Consider the following 15,857-nt stretch of genomic DNA (forward strand, 5'->3'; position numbering starts at 1 on the left):
CTATTGGGGGTCAGTTCACCTAATTTAGTTAGTGCGGGGCTTTTTACGTTTAGGAGGTCATGCTATTCGATTGCGAGTTTATTGAACAACCTCACCAGACTCAATTACCGTTTCACGAACAACCTTAGTGAAATCGAGTGCTTCTTGGCGGATCTTATCTTCGTCTACCGTTAGCATGTCGCGATCTTGCATGATGATCTTGCCATCAACGATGGAATGACGAACATTGCCTGAGTTAGCTGAGTACACCAGTGCTGAGTATGGGTTGTAGACCGGAACCATGTTTGGCGCCTTAGTATCGATCACTATGATGTCAGCCAGTTTGCCTGCTTCAAGAGAGCCGATCTTATCTTCCATGTGCAGCGCTTTTGCTGCGCCCATGGTCGCCATGTCGATCACTTTGATCGGCGGCATCGCAGCACGATCTTTGTTAACTAACTTGTGAACCTTAGCGACTTGGTTGAATTCATCAATGGTGCTCAGTGTGTTACCAGACATTGGGCCATCAGTACCTAAACCGATACGCACGTTCTCGTCATACATCTTAAGCGCAGGTGATACGCCTTTTGCTGACTTGATGTTAGCACTCATGTTATGAGCCACGCCCATATCCGATTTCTTCACCAGTTCGATATCATGATCGTCAACAAGGATCATGTGTGCACCCACCAAGTTCTTGTTGAGTGCGCCAATGCTGTCCATGTATTGAACCGGGGACAATCCATCAGAACGCTCTGCGATTTTCTCTTCTTCACGGTGTGATTCTGCAAGGTGAATCATTACTGGAACATCTAACTCTAGGGAGAGCTTAGATATTTTCTGCAGGATCTCTGTGGTGTTGGTGTAAGGCGCATGCGGTGCAAACGCTGGTGTGATTCGCGGGTGATCTTTGTATTCTTCAATGAAGTTCAACGCGTACTTAATGCCTTCTTCGGCGTTGGCCGCATCGGCGACTGGGAACTTAATCACCGTTTCACCTAGGATGGCACGCATACCGATCTTATCGACGGTTTTTGCGACTTCATCTTCGAAGTAGTACATGTCGGCGTAAGTTGTCACACCGCCTTTCACCATTTCAACGTTACCTAGGTTCGCACCAATGCGTACCATGTCTCGCGATACTAGCTTCTTCTCTAGCGGAAAGATGTAACGGTGCAGGCGATCTGGCACATCATCGGCCAACGAACGGAAAACTGTCATTGATACATGAGTATGGGTATTGATGAGACCTGGCATAACGATATCGCCATCCACGTCTAACACTTGCTTAGCTTGGTACTGCTTCTCTAGTGAAGCATCTCCAACCGCAATGATTTTGTTGTCTTTGACCACAACAGTACCGCTCTCATAAACCGTTTTGTCTTGGTTCATGGTTAGAACCATCGCATCGGTAATCATCAGGTCAGCTTTTTCCATTGCCGAACTTGCGAATGGGAACAGCGCTAGGCTCGCCATAGCTGAAGCCAATAAAGTGCGTTTTAGTTTCATATCATACCCAGAACAGGAGTTGGTAAAGTGCGTGGATAATAGTGTATTTCATTCATGGCGCAAACGTTTGTTTTATCGTTTGCTTGAAATTTTGATGATAATCCACGTCTATGAAGCGATGTTTCACAAAGTGAAGATATGTATCAATCTGAGGTTATTTGAGTGTTTTCTAAAGCATATCTGTAGCTTACCCCTAGCATCAGATATACTAGGGGTATATACCTTCCTTGCTTAAGCAGGCCCGCCTATGTCAAAAAACACACCAACGTCAGAAAATACGACAGCGACAACCACTGTTGATCCTTTTGCCGACCGAGAGTCGAAAAATTACGATAACCCAGTACCAAGCCGAGAGTTCATTATTTCGTTTCTAACAGACGCGAATATTCCGATGAACCGCAACGATCTATTCGAAGCTTTGGGTCTTGCTGGAGAGGAACAATATGAAGGGCTGCGTCGTCGTTTGCGTGCAATGGAGCGTGATGGACAGCTTATCTTTACTCGTCGTCAGTGCTACGCATTGCCTGAGAAGATGGAACTGATCAAAGGCTATGTGATTGGTCATAAAGACGGTCATGGTTGGGTTCGCCCAGACGGCAGTGTGGGTAAAGACAATGATATCGTGCTGCCGCATCATCAGATGAAAACCATCATGCACGGTGATTACGTATTGGTTCAGCCTACTGACAACAGTAAACGTGGTCGTCGTGAAGGTCGTTTGGTTCGTGTTCTTGAAGAGCGCAAAACGCCACTTGTTGGTCGCTTCTTCCTAGAATATGGCCATTCTTACGTGGTTGCTGATGATTCGCGTATTAGTCACGACATCCAGATCCCTACTGAGCATAAAGGCGGTGCTCGAATGGGTAATGTGGTTGTGATTGAAATTACGGATCGTGGTGGTCGTTCTCGTAACATGATGGGTAAAGTGACCGAAGTTCTTGGTGAAAACATGGCTCCGGGTATGGAAACGCAGATCGCGATCCGTACTCACCAGATCCCACAAGAGTGGCCTGAAGCGGTAGATAAGCAAATCGAAAACCTCGGTGAGCATGTTCCTGAAGAAGCAAAAGAAGGACGTGTAGACCTGCGTAAACTGCCATTGGTTACCATTGATGGTGAAGATGCGCGTGACTTCGATGATGCGGTTTACTGTGAAGCGAAGAAAGGCGGCGGCTGGCGTCTATGGGTAGCGATTGCTGACGTAAGTTACTACGTTCGCCCAGATACAGCGCTAGACAAAGAAGCGATTAACCGTGGTAACTCGGTATACTTCCCGTCACAAGTCGTGCCAATGCTGCCAGAAGTGCTTTCAAATGGTTTGTGTTCATTGAACCCTCAGGTAGACCGTTTATGTATGGTGTGTGAGATGACTATCTCAGACAAAGGTAAACTGTCAGGCTACAAGCACTACGAAGCGGTAATGAATTCTCATGCTCGTCTTACTTATAACAAAGTAGGCGCGATCTTAGATGGCAATGAAGAATTACGTGAGCGTTACGAACCTGAAGTACCACATCTTGAAGAGCTTCATAAGATGTATAAGGTGCTTAAGAAAACGCGTGACGAACGTGGTGCGATTGAATTTGAAACGGTAGAAACTAAGTTTATCTTCAATGCGGATCGTAAGATCGACCGTATTGAGCCAGTAATTCGTAACGATGCACACAAGATCATCGAAGAATGTATGATTCTTGCGAATATCGCATCGGCATCTTACGTAGAAAAAGCGAAAGAGCCTGCGCTGTACCGTGTTCACGAAACTCCGGGCGAAGAGCGCTTAATGGGCTTCAAGAGCTTTTTAAGTGAATTAGGTTTAACACTGGAAGGTGGTCTGTCGCCATCACCAGTAGACTATGCACAACTGATGCAACAGATTAATGAACGTGAAGATCGTGAATTAATCCAAACTATGCTGCTACGCTCAATGAAGCAAGCGGTATACAACGCGGATAACGCGGGTCACTTTGGTTTAGCTCTTAAACGCTATGCTCACTTTACCTCGCCAATTCGTCGTTACCCAGATTTGCTATTGCACCGTGCGATTAAGTACCTTATTGCGAAAGAAGAAGGTCGTAACAGCGAACGTTGGACGCCAACTGGTGGTTACCACTACACTTTCGATGATATGGACTTCTACGGCGAGCAGTGTTCAATGACTGAACGTCGTGCTGATGACGCAACGCGTGAAGTAAACGACTGGTTGAAGTGTGAATACATGCAAGACCATGTCGGTGAGGTGATGGATGGTGTGATTGCCAACGTGACTGGTTTTGGCTTCTTTGTTCGTCTAACTGAACTGCACATTGATGGCTTGGTACACATCTCAGCGCTAGCGAATGATTACTACCAATTTGATGCTGTTGGTCAGCGTCTAGTGGGTGAAAGCTCAGGTAATATCTACCGCTTGGGTGATTCGGTTAAAGTGAAGGTTTCTGCGGTTAATTTAGAAACTCGCCAAATCGACTTTGACTTAGAAGACACTGATCGTCAGCCGCGTGGCAAAGGCAAAACAGCCAAGAAGCGTGCAGCAGAAGCGATGAAAAAGGCGAAAAGCAAGAAGCGCTCAGCAGTGAAGAGTAATAAGCCAGGTGTATCAGCGAAGCCTATGGTTGAGCCAACTAAGCGACCTGACGGAAGCAGCGAAGGCCCTGCTAAGAAGAAAAAGCCAGCGAATAAAACCGGTGCTGCTAAAGCTCGCGCTAAGAAAAAGCGTGCTGCAAGCCGTAAGCCAAAGGCTGATAACTCTTAAGACTGATAGATCTTAAGGCTAAATAAGGCGCTCTGCTAATCAGGTTTAGCGCCTAACTGATTTAATTTAATGCGAGAGTATCAGGCGTAAGACGCTACTCTCGAAATGAACAACACAGAGAGGGATGCATCGGCATTGATGTCATTCTTCTCTGAGCAATAAGAGTAACTTGAGACAATGAGTAACGAATTTATTTACGGTATTCACGCGGTGAAAGCCGTACTAGAAAAAGATCCTGCACGTTTTATCGAAGCGTATGTATTGAAAGGTCGCCAAGACGAGCGTCTTCTTCCATTACTGAACCAACTGCAACAGTTTGGTGTGTCGATTCAACAGATGGGTCGTAAGCCGTTGGATGAAAAAGCACAAGGTGCGAATCACCAAGGTCTTATTGCTAAGGTGAAGCCTGCTAAGCAGCTTAATGAAACTCACCTAGACGATATCCTAGCGCAGCACGAACAGCCTTTGCTGTTAGTTCTAGACGGCGTAACAGACCCTCATAACCTAGGCGCTTGTCTACGTAACGCGGATGCCGCAGGTGTCGCTGCTGTTATCGTACCTAAAGATCGCTCTTCGCCGTTAACAGCAACGGTAAGCAAGGTTGCATGTGGCGCAGCTGAAACGGTTCCTCTCGTGCGCGTAACCAACCTAGCTCGCACAATGCGTGCACTGCAAGAGCAGGGCGTATGGTTTGTGGGTACGGCAGGTGAAGCAACGCATGATATCTATCAAGCGAAGCTAACGGGTCCTCTTGCGGTAGTTATGGGTGCAGAAGGTGACGGTATGCGTCGTTTAACTCGTGAAACTTGCGATGATCTGATTAAGATTCCAATGGCAGGTAGCGTATCGAGCTTAAATGTTTCTGTGGCGTCGGGTATTTGCCTGTTCGAAGCGGTAAGACAGCGTTTAGCTCAGTAATGCGTTAACGCTGCTTTAAGTCTATGAATTTATTAGCGCTCACCACTTGCTGGTGGGCGTTTCTTTTTAGGCTGTTATAGCAAAATCCATCGGTTTGTCGGATGGCTAGATGGCGACAGAAAAACTGTTTCATTATTCACCAAATAGCGCTTGCCAATACCGGGTTCTTTCTATAATATTTGCCGTCCTTAAAACTCGGTCATTTATCTTTAGTTCCTTGCTTCCTCTGGACGACCGGGCCACTCGTGGAAGCTAATAATCCGTAAGGAGCAACCAAATGCGTCATTACGAAATCGTATTCATGGTTCACCCTGATCAAAGCGAGCAAGTTGCTGGCATGATCGAGCGTTACACTGGTTCTATCACTGAAGCTGGCGGTACTATCCACCGTCTAGAAGACTGGGGTCGTCGTCAAATGGCTTACCCAATCAACAAGCTTCACAAAGCTCACTACGTTCTTATGAACGTTGAAGCTGGTCAAGAAGTGATTGACGAGCTAGAAACTGCTTTCCGTTTCAACGATGCAGTTCTACGTAACATGATCATGCGCACTAAAGGCGCTGTGACTGAGCAATCTATTATGCTTAAGCAAAAAGAAGAGCGTGCAGAGCGTGCTCCTCGTCGCGAAGAGCGTACAGAAGCTAAACCAGAAGCAGCTGCTGAGTAATTCTTTTTTGGCTTAACGCCTTAAAAAATTCTCAACTTGTTTTAGGTCATTGATAGTTATTTCGATAATTGTGAAAGACCGCTTTACTAAATTTAAGATCAGGAGATAGCCCATGGCTCGTTTCTTCCGTCGTCGTAAATTCTGCCGTTTCACTGCAGAAGGCGTACAAGAGATTGACTACAAAGACGTAGCAACTCTTAAAAACTACATCACTGAAGCTGGTAAAATCGTACCTAGCCGTATCACTGGTACAAGCGCTAAGTACCAGCGTCAACTAGCTCGCGCTATCAAGCGTTCTCGTTACCTAGCTCTACTACCGTACACTGACAAGCATCAGTAATCGGTAATAGTTAATAATAGTTTAAGAGGACTAAGATAATGCAAGTTATTCTACTTGATAAGATCGGTAACCTAGGTGGCCTTGGCGACCAAGTAAACGTTAAATCTGGTTACGCTCGTAACTTCCTTATCCCACAGGGTAAAGCAGTTATGGCAACTAAAGACAACGTTGCTATGTTCGAAACTCGTCGTGCTGAACTAGAAGCTAAAGTTGCTGAGCAACTAGCTGCTGCTGAAGCTCGTGCAGAGAGCGTTAACACTCTAGAAGGCGTTACAATCGCTTCTAAAGCTGGTGACGAAGGTAAACTATTCGGTTCTATCGGTACTCGTGACATCGCTGACGCTATTACAGCGGCAGGTGTTGCAGTAGCTAAGAGCGAAGTACGCCTACCTGAAGGCGCTCTACGTAACATCGGCGAATTCGAAGTAAGCATCCAACTTCACTCTGAAGTTTTTGCTACTGCGAAAATCGCTATCGTTGCAGCTGAGTAATTTCAGTACCAAGACGAATTCTTTCTTTTGAAAGTTTTAAACACCAGCTTCGGCTGGTGTTTTTTTATGTCTGGAATATAGGAAAGTACAAGGAAGGGCTACAGTAGGTAAAAAGCTTACGGTGAACCATAAGCTGTTATTGCTGAACAAGTTGTTCTCAAGGTTAGAGGTGGCCTAAGATTAGAACTGGAAGAGCAAGTTGATCGATAGAACAGAGTCTTGTTTGCTTAAGCCTTCAGGCACTTTATCGTGGTACTGGCGAGAGTGAGCGATCTTCAGCGCGATATTGTCAGTAATATCGTTGATGGCTTCTAACTCAGTATCAAACTTTAGGTTACTGTGACCAGAGACAAGCGTCACGTCTGCCTTGAGCTGCAAATTCTTCAACACCTGCCATGACGTATTCACGTTGCCACGGAAAATTGCCTCTTCAACAATCTCTGGGAAGATGATGTCATCATCATCAATCTCATCAAGGTTCGGTTCTTGGTAACGAAAACCTGGTCCCACTTCGACTTCCAACACAAACTCTTCGGTATTCGAAAACTGGTAACCCAGACCACTCGAAATTGTGTAGTCCTTAAAGTAAGCACTGTATCTCGAGTCGACTCCTTTGAAACTGCCGTAAAGGTAGGTTTTAGGGCTTAACTTGTAGTCACTCTGAGCTGAGTAAGTCGATTGCCTTTTATCTTCTTCGCCATCTTTGTAGAGGTTGTAGTATTTCCATTCACCACTGGTTCTATGACGGCCAGCCGTGTACTCACCGTTAAGGCGTGCGTTAAGCGCTCGTGAATCAGAGTTACCAGTATGCGACTGATATCCAAATTCGACTTCCGTTTTTAGCGGGCTCGGTAGTTCTGTATCACTTGTATCACTCGGTGCGATATCCAACTCTTTTTCTTCAGGTGTCGGTGCAACGACGATCGGCTCAGAAGTAGGTTCTGAAACTACTATAGAGTCGAGGATTGCATCAACAGAGTCTTTAGCATCATCAGCTAAGGCCATCGGAGCGCTCAGGAGACCAGTGCTTAGAAGACCAGTGCTCAGAGCCAATAATTTGGACACGCATACCTCTAGTTATACAGTGAGTGAATGGCAGGATCGTAATGCTACCCTTGGTTAATTCCGTCAGCAATAGGTAAATTCTTCCTGAAGAATAAAACAAACTCATAGGATCGGATTACAAACGGATGTTCTTGGGTATAATGAACGATCATTATTAGTTATTGAGTGTAGTCATAGTGGATACCAAAAGTCAGAAATCAGCCAACGATCAGGTGGACGCCATCAAGGTCCCGCCACATTCATTAGAAGCTGAGCAATCTGTTATTGGCGGTTTGTTATTAGATAACGAACGCTGGGATACAGTTGCCGAAAAGGTTGTGGCCAAAGACTTTTATAGCCGTCCTCACCGTCTGATCTTTGAAGCGGTAAAGGATATCCTTGAAGAAAGTTCTCCTCTGGATCTTATTACACTCTCTGAACATTTAGAGCTGCGTGAGCAACTTGAAGAAGTGGGTGGCTTTGCTTACCTTGCTGACTTAGCGAAAAACACACCAAGTGCCGCAAACATCAATGCGTATGCGGATATCGTAGCGCAACGTGCACTTGTTCGTAGCCTGATTGGTGTCGCGAATGAGATTGCTGATTCTGGTTATGACCCTCAAGGTCGTACTTCGGAAGAGCTGGTTGATCTTGCTGAAAGTAAAGTCTTCGCGATTGCCGAAGGCCGTGCAAGTGAAAACGAAGGTCCACAAAACGTTGATAGCATTCTAGAGAAGACGCTAGAACGTATCGAGATCCTATACAAAACGCCGCAAGATGGTGTGACAGGTGTCGATACTGGCTTCAACGACCTCAACAAGAAAACAGCAGGTCTACAAGGCTCTGACTTAATTATTGTTGCTGCTCGTCCATCGATGGGTAAAACCACATTTGCGATGAACTTGTGTGAAAACGCGGCGATGAAGCAAGACAAACCGGTTTTAATCTTCTCGCTAGAGATGCCAGCCGAACAGCTGATGATGCGTATGCTTGCGTCACTTTCTCGCGTAGACCAAACCAAGATTCGTACTGGTCAGCTAGATGATGAAGATTGGGCTCGTATCTCGTCGAGTATGGGTATTCTGATGGATAAGAAGAATATGTATATCGATGACAGCTCGGGTCTAACGCCAACAGAAGTGCGTTCTCGTGCTCGACGTATCGCTCGTGAACACGATGGTATCTCTATGATCATGATAGATTACCTTCAATTAATGCGTGTACCTTCGTTATCTGATAACCGTACTCTTGAAATCGCCGAGATTTCTCGCTCATTGAAAGCGTTAGCAAAAGAGCTCAACGTTCCGGTTGTGGCACTTTCTCAGCTTAACCGTTCCCTAGAGCAACGTGCTGATAAGCGCCCAGTAAACTCGGATTTGCGTGAATCAGGTTCGATTGAGCAAGATGCCGATTTGATCATGTTCATCTATCGTGATGAGGTTTATAACCCAGATAGTTCCTTGAAAGGCATTGCTGAGATCATCCTTGGTAAGCAACGTAACGGTCCGATCGGTTCGGTTCGTCTTACGTTCCAAGGCCAACACTCCCGATTTGATAACTATGCAGGCCCTGCATTTGATGATGAGTAATCGCTAATGACTTACATGAAAGCGGCGACGGCGAGCATTGACTTAAACGCGCTCGAACATAACCTGAACCAGATAAAGTCGAAGGCTCCTCAGTGCAAGGTCATGTCTGTTGTGAAAGCCAATGGCTACGGACACGGCTTACTGCATATAGCCAAGCATTCAAAAAGCTCTGATGCTTTTGGTGTGGCGCGTATTGAAGAAGCGTTACAACTTCGTGCTGGTGGCATTGTTAAACCTATTTTGTTGCTGGAAGGATTTTACTCTTCGGGCGATTTGCCAATCTTGGTGACCAATAACATTCAAACGGTGGTGCATTGTGAAGAGCAATTAAGCGCGCTAGAGAATGCGGATTTGGAAACACCCGTTGTGGTATGGCTAAAAGTCGACAGTGGTATGCACCGATTAGGTGTTCGCCCTGAGCAATACCAAAACTTTGTTGAGCGTTTGCATCAATGTGCGAATGTTGCCAAACCTCTACGTTACATGAGCCACTTCGGTTGTGCTGATGAACTGGATAGAGCAACCACCGTTGAACAGACAGAGCTTTTCTTGTCGCTTACTGAAGGTTGTGAAGGGGAGCGTTCACTTGCTGCCTCTGCGGGTTTACTCGCTTGGCCAGACAGCCACCTTGATTGGGTTCGTCCGGGAATCATATCTTACGGTGTCTCTCCATTTGTTGATAAATCAGCGCAAGAGCTTGGATTTTTGCCTGTGATGACCCTGACCTCACACCTAATTGCCGTTCGCGATGTGAAAGCCGGTGAAAGTGTGGGTTATGGCGGAAACTGGACCAGTGAACGTGATACCAAGGTTGGTGTTATCGCGATTGGTTACGGTGATGGTTATCCTCGTACTGCACCTAACGGTACTCCAGTGTTCGTTAACGGTCGAAAAGTACCGATCGCAGGACGTGTATCAATGGACATGCTAACGGTTGATCTAGGCCCTGATGCGGCAGATAAAGTCGGCGATGAAGCGACTCTGTGGGGTAAAGGTTTACCTTCAGAAGAAGTGGCTGAACATATCGGCACTATCGCTTACGAGTTAGTCACTAAGCTGACTTCGCGTGTTGCGATGGAATATGTGAAGTAATCATGGATCTTGATAAGTAAATTATGTTCAAGCGAACGACTCGAAGCTGGCTAATGTCTGCAATGACATTACTCGGTGTCAGCTTTTCTTCTTCCGCTGTGAGTGAAGAAAAAGATTCAGCCTTTGTTCCTTTCTACTTCAGCACCGAAACCATGGGTAACACCTTTGGGGTTGCGGGTGTCGCAAAGGGTGTTTGGCAACCTCAAGCCGCTCTGTTTGGTATGGCACTCTATTCAGACAAAGACAGTTACGTCGGTTTTCTATCGGCTTTTAACTATGCCTTGTCTGAGAACGTATTGTTTAGCACTCAGATGTATCAAGCGCGCTTCAACGACAACCCGTATTACATTGGTTCTCAAGGCGATAATGATTCATCTATCGATGACAAAACCATTGCTGATGGCTTAGAGCAAAACTATCAGTTTGAGTTTAAGTATTTGCTACCTTGGGGCAACGTTGCAGAACACGGTTTACTCGGTGCTTTTCAGCCAATCAAAGATGTGAGCTTTGCTTCGCCAATCGAATCGGGTGTCAGTTCGATTCTATTTACGCCTTTTTATACTGCTCGTGAGTTGGAAGGTTTAAATAATACCGAGGAGGCAACAGGCTTTAGTTTGGCGTTTGATTGGGATAACCGTGATAGCACACGCAACCCGACCAGAGGTTCTCACACTAACCTTGAGTTCACCACTGGCGCAGAGAGTTGGTCTAACGATGACTTGTGGCTTAAGTGGACCTTCCAAAATAGCCAGTACTTTGCTTTAGGTCCTTTAGGGGACTTATTCGATCAACAAGTTTTAGCATTTGATTTCTATACCGCTGACACGCCAACGTGGGATAACTGCTCTGGGCAAGATTGTGCTCGCCCACCAGAAACGGAGCAAGCTCGATTGGGTGGCTTGTATCGTTTACGAGGTTATACCGGAGGTCGTTATCACGGTCGCTCTGCAGTTCATTATTCTGCTGAGTACCGAGTACTTCCTGACTGGCAACCACTTGGCGATATCCCACTGATAAACTACTACGATTTGCCTTGGTGGCAATGGGTAGCGTTTGCTGAATTAGGGCGCGTTGCCGATGAGTACGACATCAAAACACTGCACTCGGACATGAAATGGAGCTTAGGTGGCGCGGTGCGTTTCCAAGTGGAAGGCATTGTTGTTCGTGCTGAGTTGGCGCGAGGTGGTGATGAAGGGACCTTTAGGGTCATGATCAATCAGCCCTTCTAAAGCTTTCGGCCTACAGTAGGCCAAATACTATTTTTATAAGAGTGGTTGTGGAAACTCACCACTCTTTTTTATTAACAAGATATTGTTTTTATTAAGGAGATCTTGTTTTCAAGCAGTCTACTCACCTTGCATCGTAGCAATCACAGTTCGGCTTCCACCACAATCTCGGTGCTCTCCTAAGTAAATGCCCTGCCATGTTCCTAAAGCTAAACGACCATTGCTAATTGGTATTGTCACACTGGTGCCAAGTGTCGATGCTTTAATGTGGGCAGGCATGTCATCATCACCTTCATAGGTGTGTCTGTAGTAGGGCGCTCGCTCTGGGACAAACTTATTAAAGTGCGACTCCATATCGGTACGGACGGTAGGATCAGCGTTCTCGTTTAGCGTGAGGCTGGCAGAGGTATGTTGGATAAAAAGATGTAATAAACCAACAGATAGAGAATTGATATCGTGTATCTGTTGTTCAATTTCATCAGTAATGAGATGAAATCCACGCTTTCGTGCATTTAGGTGTATAGTCTTCTGAATCCACATACGCCATCCTTTATAATGTATTTGGAAAAAAAGTGGTTTAACGCTATCTTTTGAACTTGAATTTATCAGGTATCGCTCACATTTAATTATGTTAGAGCTAGAGTCTGTACCGATTCTTCTGTCAGGAAATCTAATCCTGATTTATCTCAAGGTACAGCTCTTCATATGCGGCATAATACGTCGTGAAAAAAAATTACAAAGAATCTTTCAGTGGTGACGCGGTTTGGTCATCACAGAAAAATATAAACTTTCGCCTAATCGGGGGTTCTATTCATCACCCAGGTGACGTTTAGAATAAAACCTACAGTAACATCGGGATAGATACCATGTTGAAAAATATCAACCCAACGCAAACACAAGCGTGGAAAGCTCTAACGGCACATTTTGAGTCTGCTCAAGATATGGATATGAAAGAGCTGTTTGCTCAAGATGCAAAGCGTTTCGAGAGCTTTTCTACTCGTTTCGGTTCTGACATCTTAGTGGATTACTCTAAGAACCTTATCGATGCTGAAACTATGCAGCACCTATTTGCTCTTGCGAACGAGACTGAAGTTAAGTCTGCAATCGAAGCAATGTTCGGTGGTGATGCAATCAACAAGACTGAAGGTCGTTCAGTACTTCACACTGCTCTACGTAACCGTAGCGACAAGCCAGTAATGGTTGACGGCAAAGACGTAATGCCAGCAGTTAACGCTGTACTAGCAAAAATGGAACTGTTCACACACCGCATCGTTTCTGGTGAGTGGAAAGGTTACACAGGTAAAGAGATCACTGATGTAGTTAACATCGGTATCGGCGGTTCGGATCTTGGTCCATACATGGTGACTGAAGCACTAACGCCATACAAAACTCGCCTAAACATGCACTTCGTTTCTAACGTAGATGGCACTCACATCGTTGAGACACTTAAGCCTCTTAACCCAGAAACAACGCTATTCTTAGTGGCATCTAAAACATTCACGACTCAAGAAACAATGACTAACGCGCACTCTGCACGTGATTGGTTCTTGGCTGAAGCGGGTGACAACGCACACGTAGCTAAACACTTCGCAGCACTATCAACTAACGCAACTGCGGTCGCTGAGTTTGGTATTGATACTGACAACATGTTCGAATTCTGGGACTGGGTTGGTGGTCGTTACTCACTATGGTCTGCAATCGGTCTTTCTATCTCACTATCTGTTGGCTTCGATAACTTCGTTGAGCTACTAGAAGGTGCTCACGAGATGGATAACCACTTTGCTTCAACTGAGTTTGAAAGCAACATTCCAGTCATCCTTGCGCTTATCGGTATTTGGTATAACAACTTCCACGGCGCTGAGTCAGAAGCAATTCTACCTTACGATCAATATATGCACCGTTTTGCGGCTTACTTCCAACAAGGCAACATGGAATCGAATGGTAAATTTGTTGACCGTGACGGCAATCCAGTAGAATACCAAACTGGTCCTATCATCTGGGGTGAACCAGGTACAAACGGTCAGCACGCTTTCTACCAACTGATTCACCAAGGCACTAAGCTGATCCCATCAGACTTTATTGCTCCTGCTATCAGCCACAACCCAGCATCTGATCACCACCAGAAGTTGATGTCTAATTTCTTTGCTCAAACTGAAGCACTAGCATTCGGTAAGACAAAAGAGACAGTGGAAGCTGAATTCCTAGCGGCTGGCAAAACAGCTGAAGAAGTGGCTGAGCTTGTACCTTTCAAAGTATTTGAAGGTAACCGTCCAACGAACTCTATTCTTGTTAAGCAAATCAACCCTCGCTCTTTAGGTAACCTAATCGCGATGTACGAGCACAAGATCTTCGTTCAAGGCGTTATCTGGAACATCTTCAGCTTCGACCAATGGGGGGTAGAACTTGGTAAGCAACTAGCAAACCAAATTCTTCCAGAGCTTGCTGACGATGCTCAAGTAACGTCTCACGACAGCTCAACTAACGGTCTAATCAACGCATTTAAAGCGCTTAAAGCTTAATTGAGTTGATAGCACCAAAAAAACGCCAACCTTCGGGTTGGCGCTTTTGTATCTGTATAGCAAGCATTGGTTAAATCGCAGGTAATAAAAAAGGCTGGCATGATGCCAACCTTCTTTGAGTTGATACTCAGTACTGCTAGAAATAAACAGCTGTTATTCGAAACAGATCTCGATGAAAGCATTACCCCATTGAGATGAGAAAGGCATGATGATGATTGCCCCATCACACTTGTGACGAATCGTATGACCTTTACCGGAAACCACGATTGGTGTTGCCATATCGAAGTCAAAACCGCTTTCCGCAAGAATACGTTTCGCACCGCCAGTCACCATGTTAGTGATTTCACCCACCATATCGGTCACTTCTTCGTTGAGGCCGTTTGGTCGTTCACCAAGCATGTTTTCCATGATTTCGAGAGCGAGACCTTCATCAAAGGTGATCGACATAGAGCCACGAGATTGTGTACCCACCATACCAATTAGGCCGGATACATCACCACGAGCGATTTCATCTTTCTTAACTCTCGGTTTTTGTGGCTTCAATTCTAGAGAAGCCATCGTTTTTAATACGTTCATCAAAGAAGCTAAAAACGGGTTTACAAATTCAGCGCGCATAATGTTCTTCTATAATCTTATTCTTTCATCTCGGAGGAGCAAGATTGGCAAATGCCATGCGATTCAATGACATGATTCGTCAATTGAAAGCCATGCTTCTCAGCGTTACTAGCGAGTAGAGTAACAAGCGCATCGTCTTGCAGTTCTACCACTGTGCCACATTTATCGCAGATCAGTAGTTGAGAGAAATGTTTATGGGCATTGCAAGAGCAGCAGCATATGAAGCTATTGGTTGACTCAACTCTGTGAATGAAACCTTGCTCCAACAAGAAATCCAAAGCGCGATATACTGTAGGTGGCTTGGCTTGCGGTTCACTGACTTTCAACTGCTCTAATAATTCATAAGCACTGGAGGCTTTTTTATTAGAGAGGATGAGCTCAAACACTCGCTTTCTTTGAGGTGTTAATCTAACGCCTCGCGATGCGCATATCCCTTCAACTTGCTCTATTAATGTGTGGTCCAAATTTTTCACCATTCAATCGGACATCCCTAATCAAACCTTATTTCTAGGTTACTACGTTTTGGGAGCCAATGATTTCTATTAAAGTCAGGTACAGAGCGTATTGTGACCCACGACTTTGAATAAGACAAGGTAACTCAAAATGACAGTGTGACTCAAGGCATAACTGATTAATGAGGTTGAATTAGAGATCTGGTGAATAGGTTTATAAAAAAGTATGAGGTAAAGTTGATATGACATCTTCATTTGAGTTCAATTTAGCTCAATTAATTTTTCTTACAATAATGTGCTGTTTTAAATCACATTTCTTATCGCATATTGTTCCTTATTCGCTAAAATCGATGCCTAATATAGACTAGAAGAAGACTATTGACCCCTCCTGTCAACATGAGCTTGTCATGGTGTATTGGAGTTTTAGTATTTAATTTCAAATGCTTGGAGTTAATCTGTGGAGCAAGTAAACAAAGAATCATTTCTGAAACTGTTGTCCATCTATAATCAAAGAGAAAAACGTTATCAACAACGTTTGGATGACTTTAAGGCCATGAGGGATAAGCTTGAAGAAGTGGAAGAACCAAGAGTTAAAAAAAATGAGCTATACATCAAACTGGCTATAGCCGCAGCTATTATTTTAGTCATCGCCTTTATCTTTATTTAA

The 15,857-nt window shown here is 44.9% G+C and carries 15 protein-coding genes; 10 read left to right on the plus strand and 5 right to left on the minus strand.

From position 1 onward, the window contains the following. Positions 1-78: 78 nt before the first annotated feature. The gene (locus AB4507_RS20365) at positions 79-1,488 is read right to left on the minus strand and encodes an amidohydrolase (RefSeq protein ID WP_017063178.1); all 1,410 of its coding nucleotides are present in this window, start codon (positions 1,486-1,488) and stop codon (positions 79-81) included. Positions 1,489-1,735: 247 nt separating this feature from the next. On the opposite strand from AB4507_RS20365, the gene rnr reads away from it, so the two are divergent. The 5 genes from rnr (at position 1,736) to rplI (ending at position 6,653) form a co-directional block, all read left to right on the plus strand. After that, on the plus strand, positions 1,736-4,237 hold the full coding sequence (gene rnr, locus AB4507_RS20370) for a ribonuclease R (protein WP_017063179.1): 2,502 nt from the start codon (positions 1,736-1,738) through the stop codon (positions 4,235-4,237). A gap of 177 nt (positions 4,238-4,414) precedes the next feature. Then, complete coding sequence (rlmB, locus tag AB4507_RS20375; protein ID WP_017063180.1) at positions 4,415-5,155, plus strand: 23S rRNA (guanosine(2251)-2'-O)-methyltransferase RlmB; 741 nt, start codon at positions 4,415-4,417, stop codon at positions 5,153-5,155. Positions 5,156-5,432: 277 nt separating this feature from the next. Continuing rightward, positions 5,433-5,822 (plus strand): 30S ribosomal protein S6, encoded by a 390-nt coding sequence (gene rpsF / locus AB4507_RS20380; protein WP_004741278.1) that lies wholly within the window; start codon positions 5,433-5,435, stop codon positions 5,820-5,822. A 112-nt stretch (positions 5,823-5,934) separates the two neighbouring features. After that, the gene (gene rpsR, locus AB4507_RS20385; protein ID WP_000090472.1) at positions 5,935-6,162 is read left to right on the plus strand and encodes a 30S ribosomal protein S18; all 228 of its coding nucleotides are present in this window, start codon (positions 5,935-5,937) and stop codon (positions 6,160-6,162) included. 38 nt (positions 6,163-6,200) lie between these two features. Continuing rightward, positions 6,201-6,653 (plus strand): 50S ribosomal protein L9, encoded by a 453-nt coding sequence (gene rplI, locus AB4507_RS20390; RefSeq protein ID WP_010434182.1) that lies wholly within the window; start codon positions 6,201-6,203, stop codon positions 6,651-6,653. Positions 6,654-6,833: 180 nt separating this feature from the next. On the opposite strand, the gene AB4507_RS20395 is transcribed toward rplI, so the two are convergent. Beyond that, complete coding sequence (locus AB4507_RS20395) at positions 6,834-7,718, minus strand: DUF481 domain-containing protein (RefSeq protein ID WP_136974905.1); 885 nt, start codon at positions 7,716-7,718, stop codon at positions 6,834-6,836. A gap of 176 nt (positions 7,719-7,894) precedes the next feature. On the opposite strand from AB4507_RS20395, the gene AB4507_RS20400 reads away from it, so the two are divergent. The 3 genes from AB4507_RS20400 to AB4507_RS20410 are packed head-to-tail and all read left to right on the plus strand — an operon-like array spanning position 7,895 to position 11,607. Then, positions 7,895-9,286, plus strand: a complete 1,392-nt coding sequence (locus tag AB4507_RS20400; RefSeq protein ID WP_016767560.1) for a replicative DNA helicase — start codon at positions 7,895-7,897, stop codon at positions 9,284-9,286. A 6-nt stretch (positions 9,287-9,292) separates the two neighbouring features. Then, complete coding sequence (gene alr / locus AB4507_RS20405; RefSeq protein ID WP_017063183.1) at positions 9,293-10,378, plus strand: alanine racemase; 1,086 nt, start codon at positions 9,293-9,295, stop codon at positions 10,376-10,378. Positions 10,379-10,401: 23 nt separating this feature from the next. Beyond that, complete coding sequence (locus tag AB4507_RS20410; RefSeq protein WP_017063184.1) at positions 10,402-11,607, plus strand: BamA/TamA family outer membrane protein; 1,206 nt, start codon at positions 10,402-10,404, stop codon at positions 11,605-11,607. A 117-nt stretch (positions 11,608-11,724) separates the two neighbouring features. On the opposite strand, the gene AB4507_RS20415 is transcribed toward AB4507_RS20410, so the two are convergent. After that, positions 11,725-12,144, minus strand: coding sequence for a secondary thiamine-phosphate synthase enzyme YjbQ (locus tag AB4507_RS20415; protein WP_017059938.1), 420 nt, complete (start codon positions 12,142-12,144; stop codon positions 11,725-11,727). A gap of 326 nt (positions 12,145-12,470) precedes the next feature. Here AB4507_RS20415 and pgi point away from each other — a divergent pair, with 326 nt between their 5' ends. Continuing rightward, positions 12,471-14,123: a glucose-6-phosphate isomerase gene (gene pgi, locus AB4507_RS20420; protein ID WP_017071572.1), complete on the plus strand. Its 1,653-nt coding sequence runs from the start codon at positions 12,471-12,473 to the stop codon at positions 14,121-14,123. A 153-nt stretch (positions 14,124-14,276) separates the two neighbouring features. Here the strand turns inward: pgi and AB4507_RS20425 are convergent, their stop codons facing one another. Next, positions 14,277-14,738, minus strand: a complete 462-nt coding sequence (locus AB4507_RS20425; protein WP_017059940.1) for a chemotaxis protein CheX — start codon at positions 14,736-14,738, stop codon at positions 14,277-14,279. A gap of 17 nt (positions 14,739-14,755) precedes the next feature. Further along, positions 14,756-15,214 (minus strand): zinc uptake transcriptional repressor Zur, encoded by a 459-nt coding sequence (zur, locus tag AB4507_RS20430; protein ID WP_372183218.1) that lies wholly within the window; start codon positions 15,212-15,214, stop codon positions 14,756-14,758. Between the two features lie 433 nt (positions 15,215-15,647). Here zur and AB4507_RS20435 point away from each other — a divergent pair, with 433 nt between their 5' ends. Next, positions 15,648-15,857: a hypothetical protein gene (locus AB4507_RS20435; RefSeq protein WP_017059942.1), complete on the plus strand. Its 210-nt coding sequence runs from the start codon at positions 15,648-15,650 to the stop codon at positions 15,855-15,857.

The sequence above is a fragment of the Vibrio sp. 10N.222.54.A3 genome (assembly GCF_041474095.1).
Classification (GTDB): domain Bacteria; phylum Pseudomonadota; class Gammaproteobacteria; order Enterobacterales; family Vibrionaceae; genus Vibrio; species Vibrio crassostreae_C.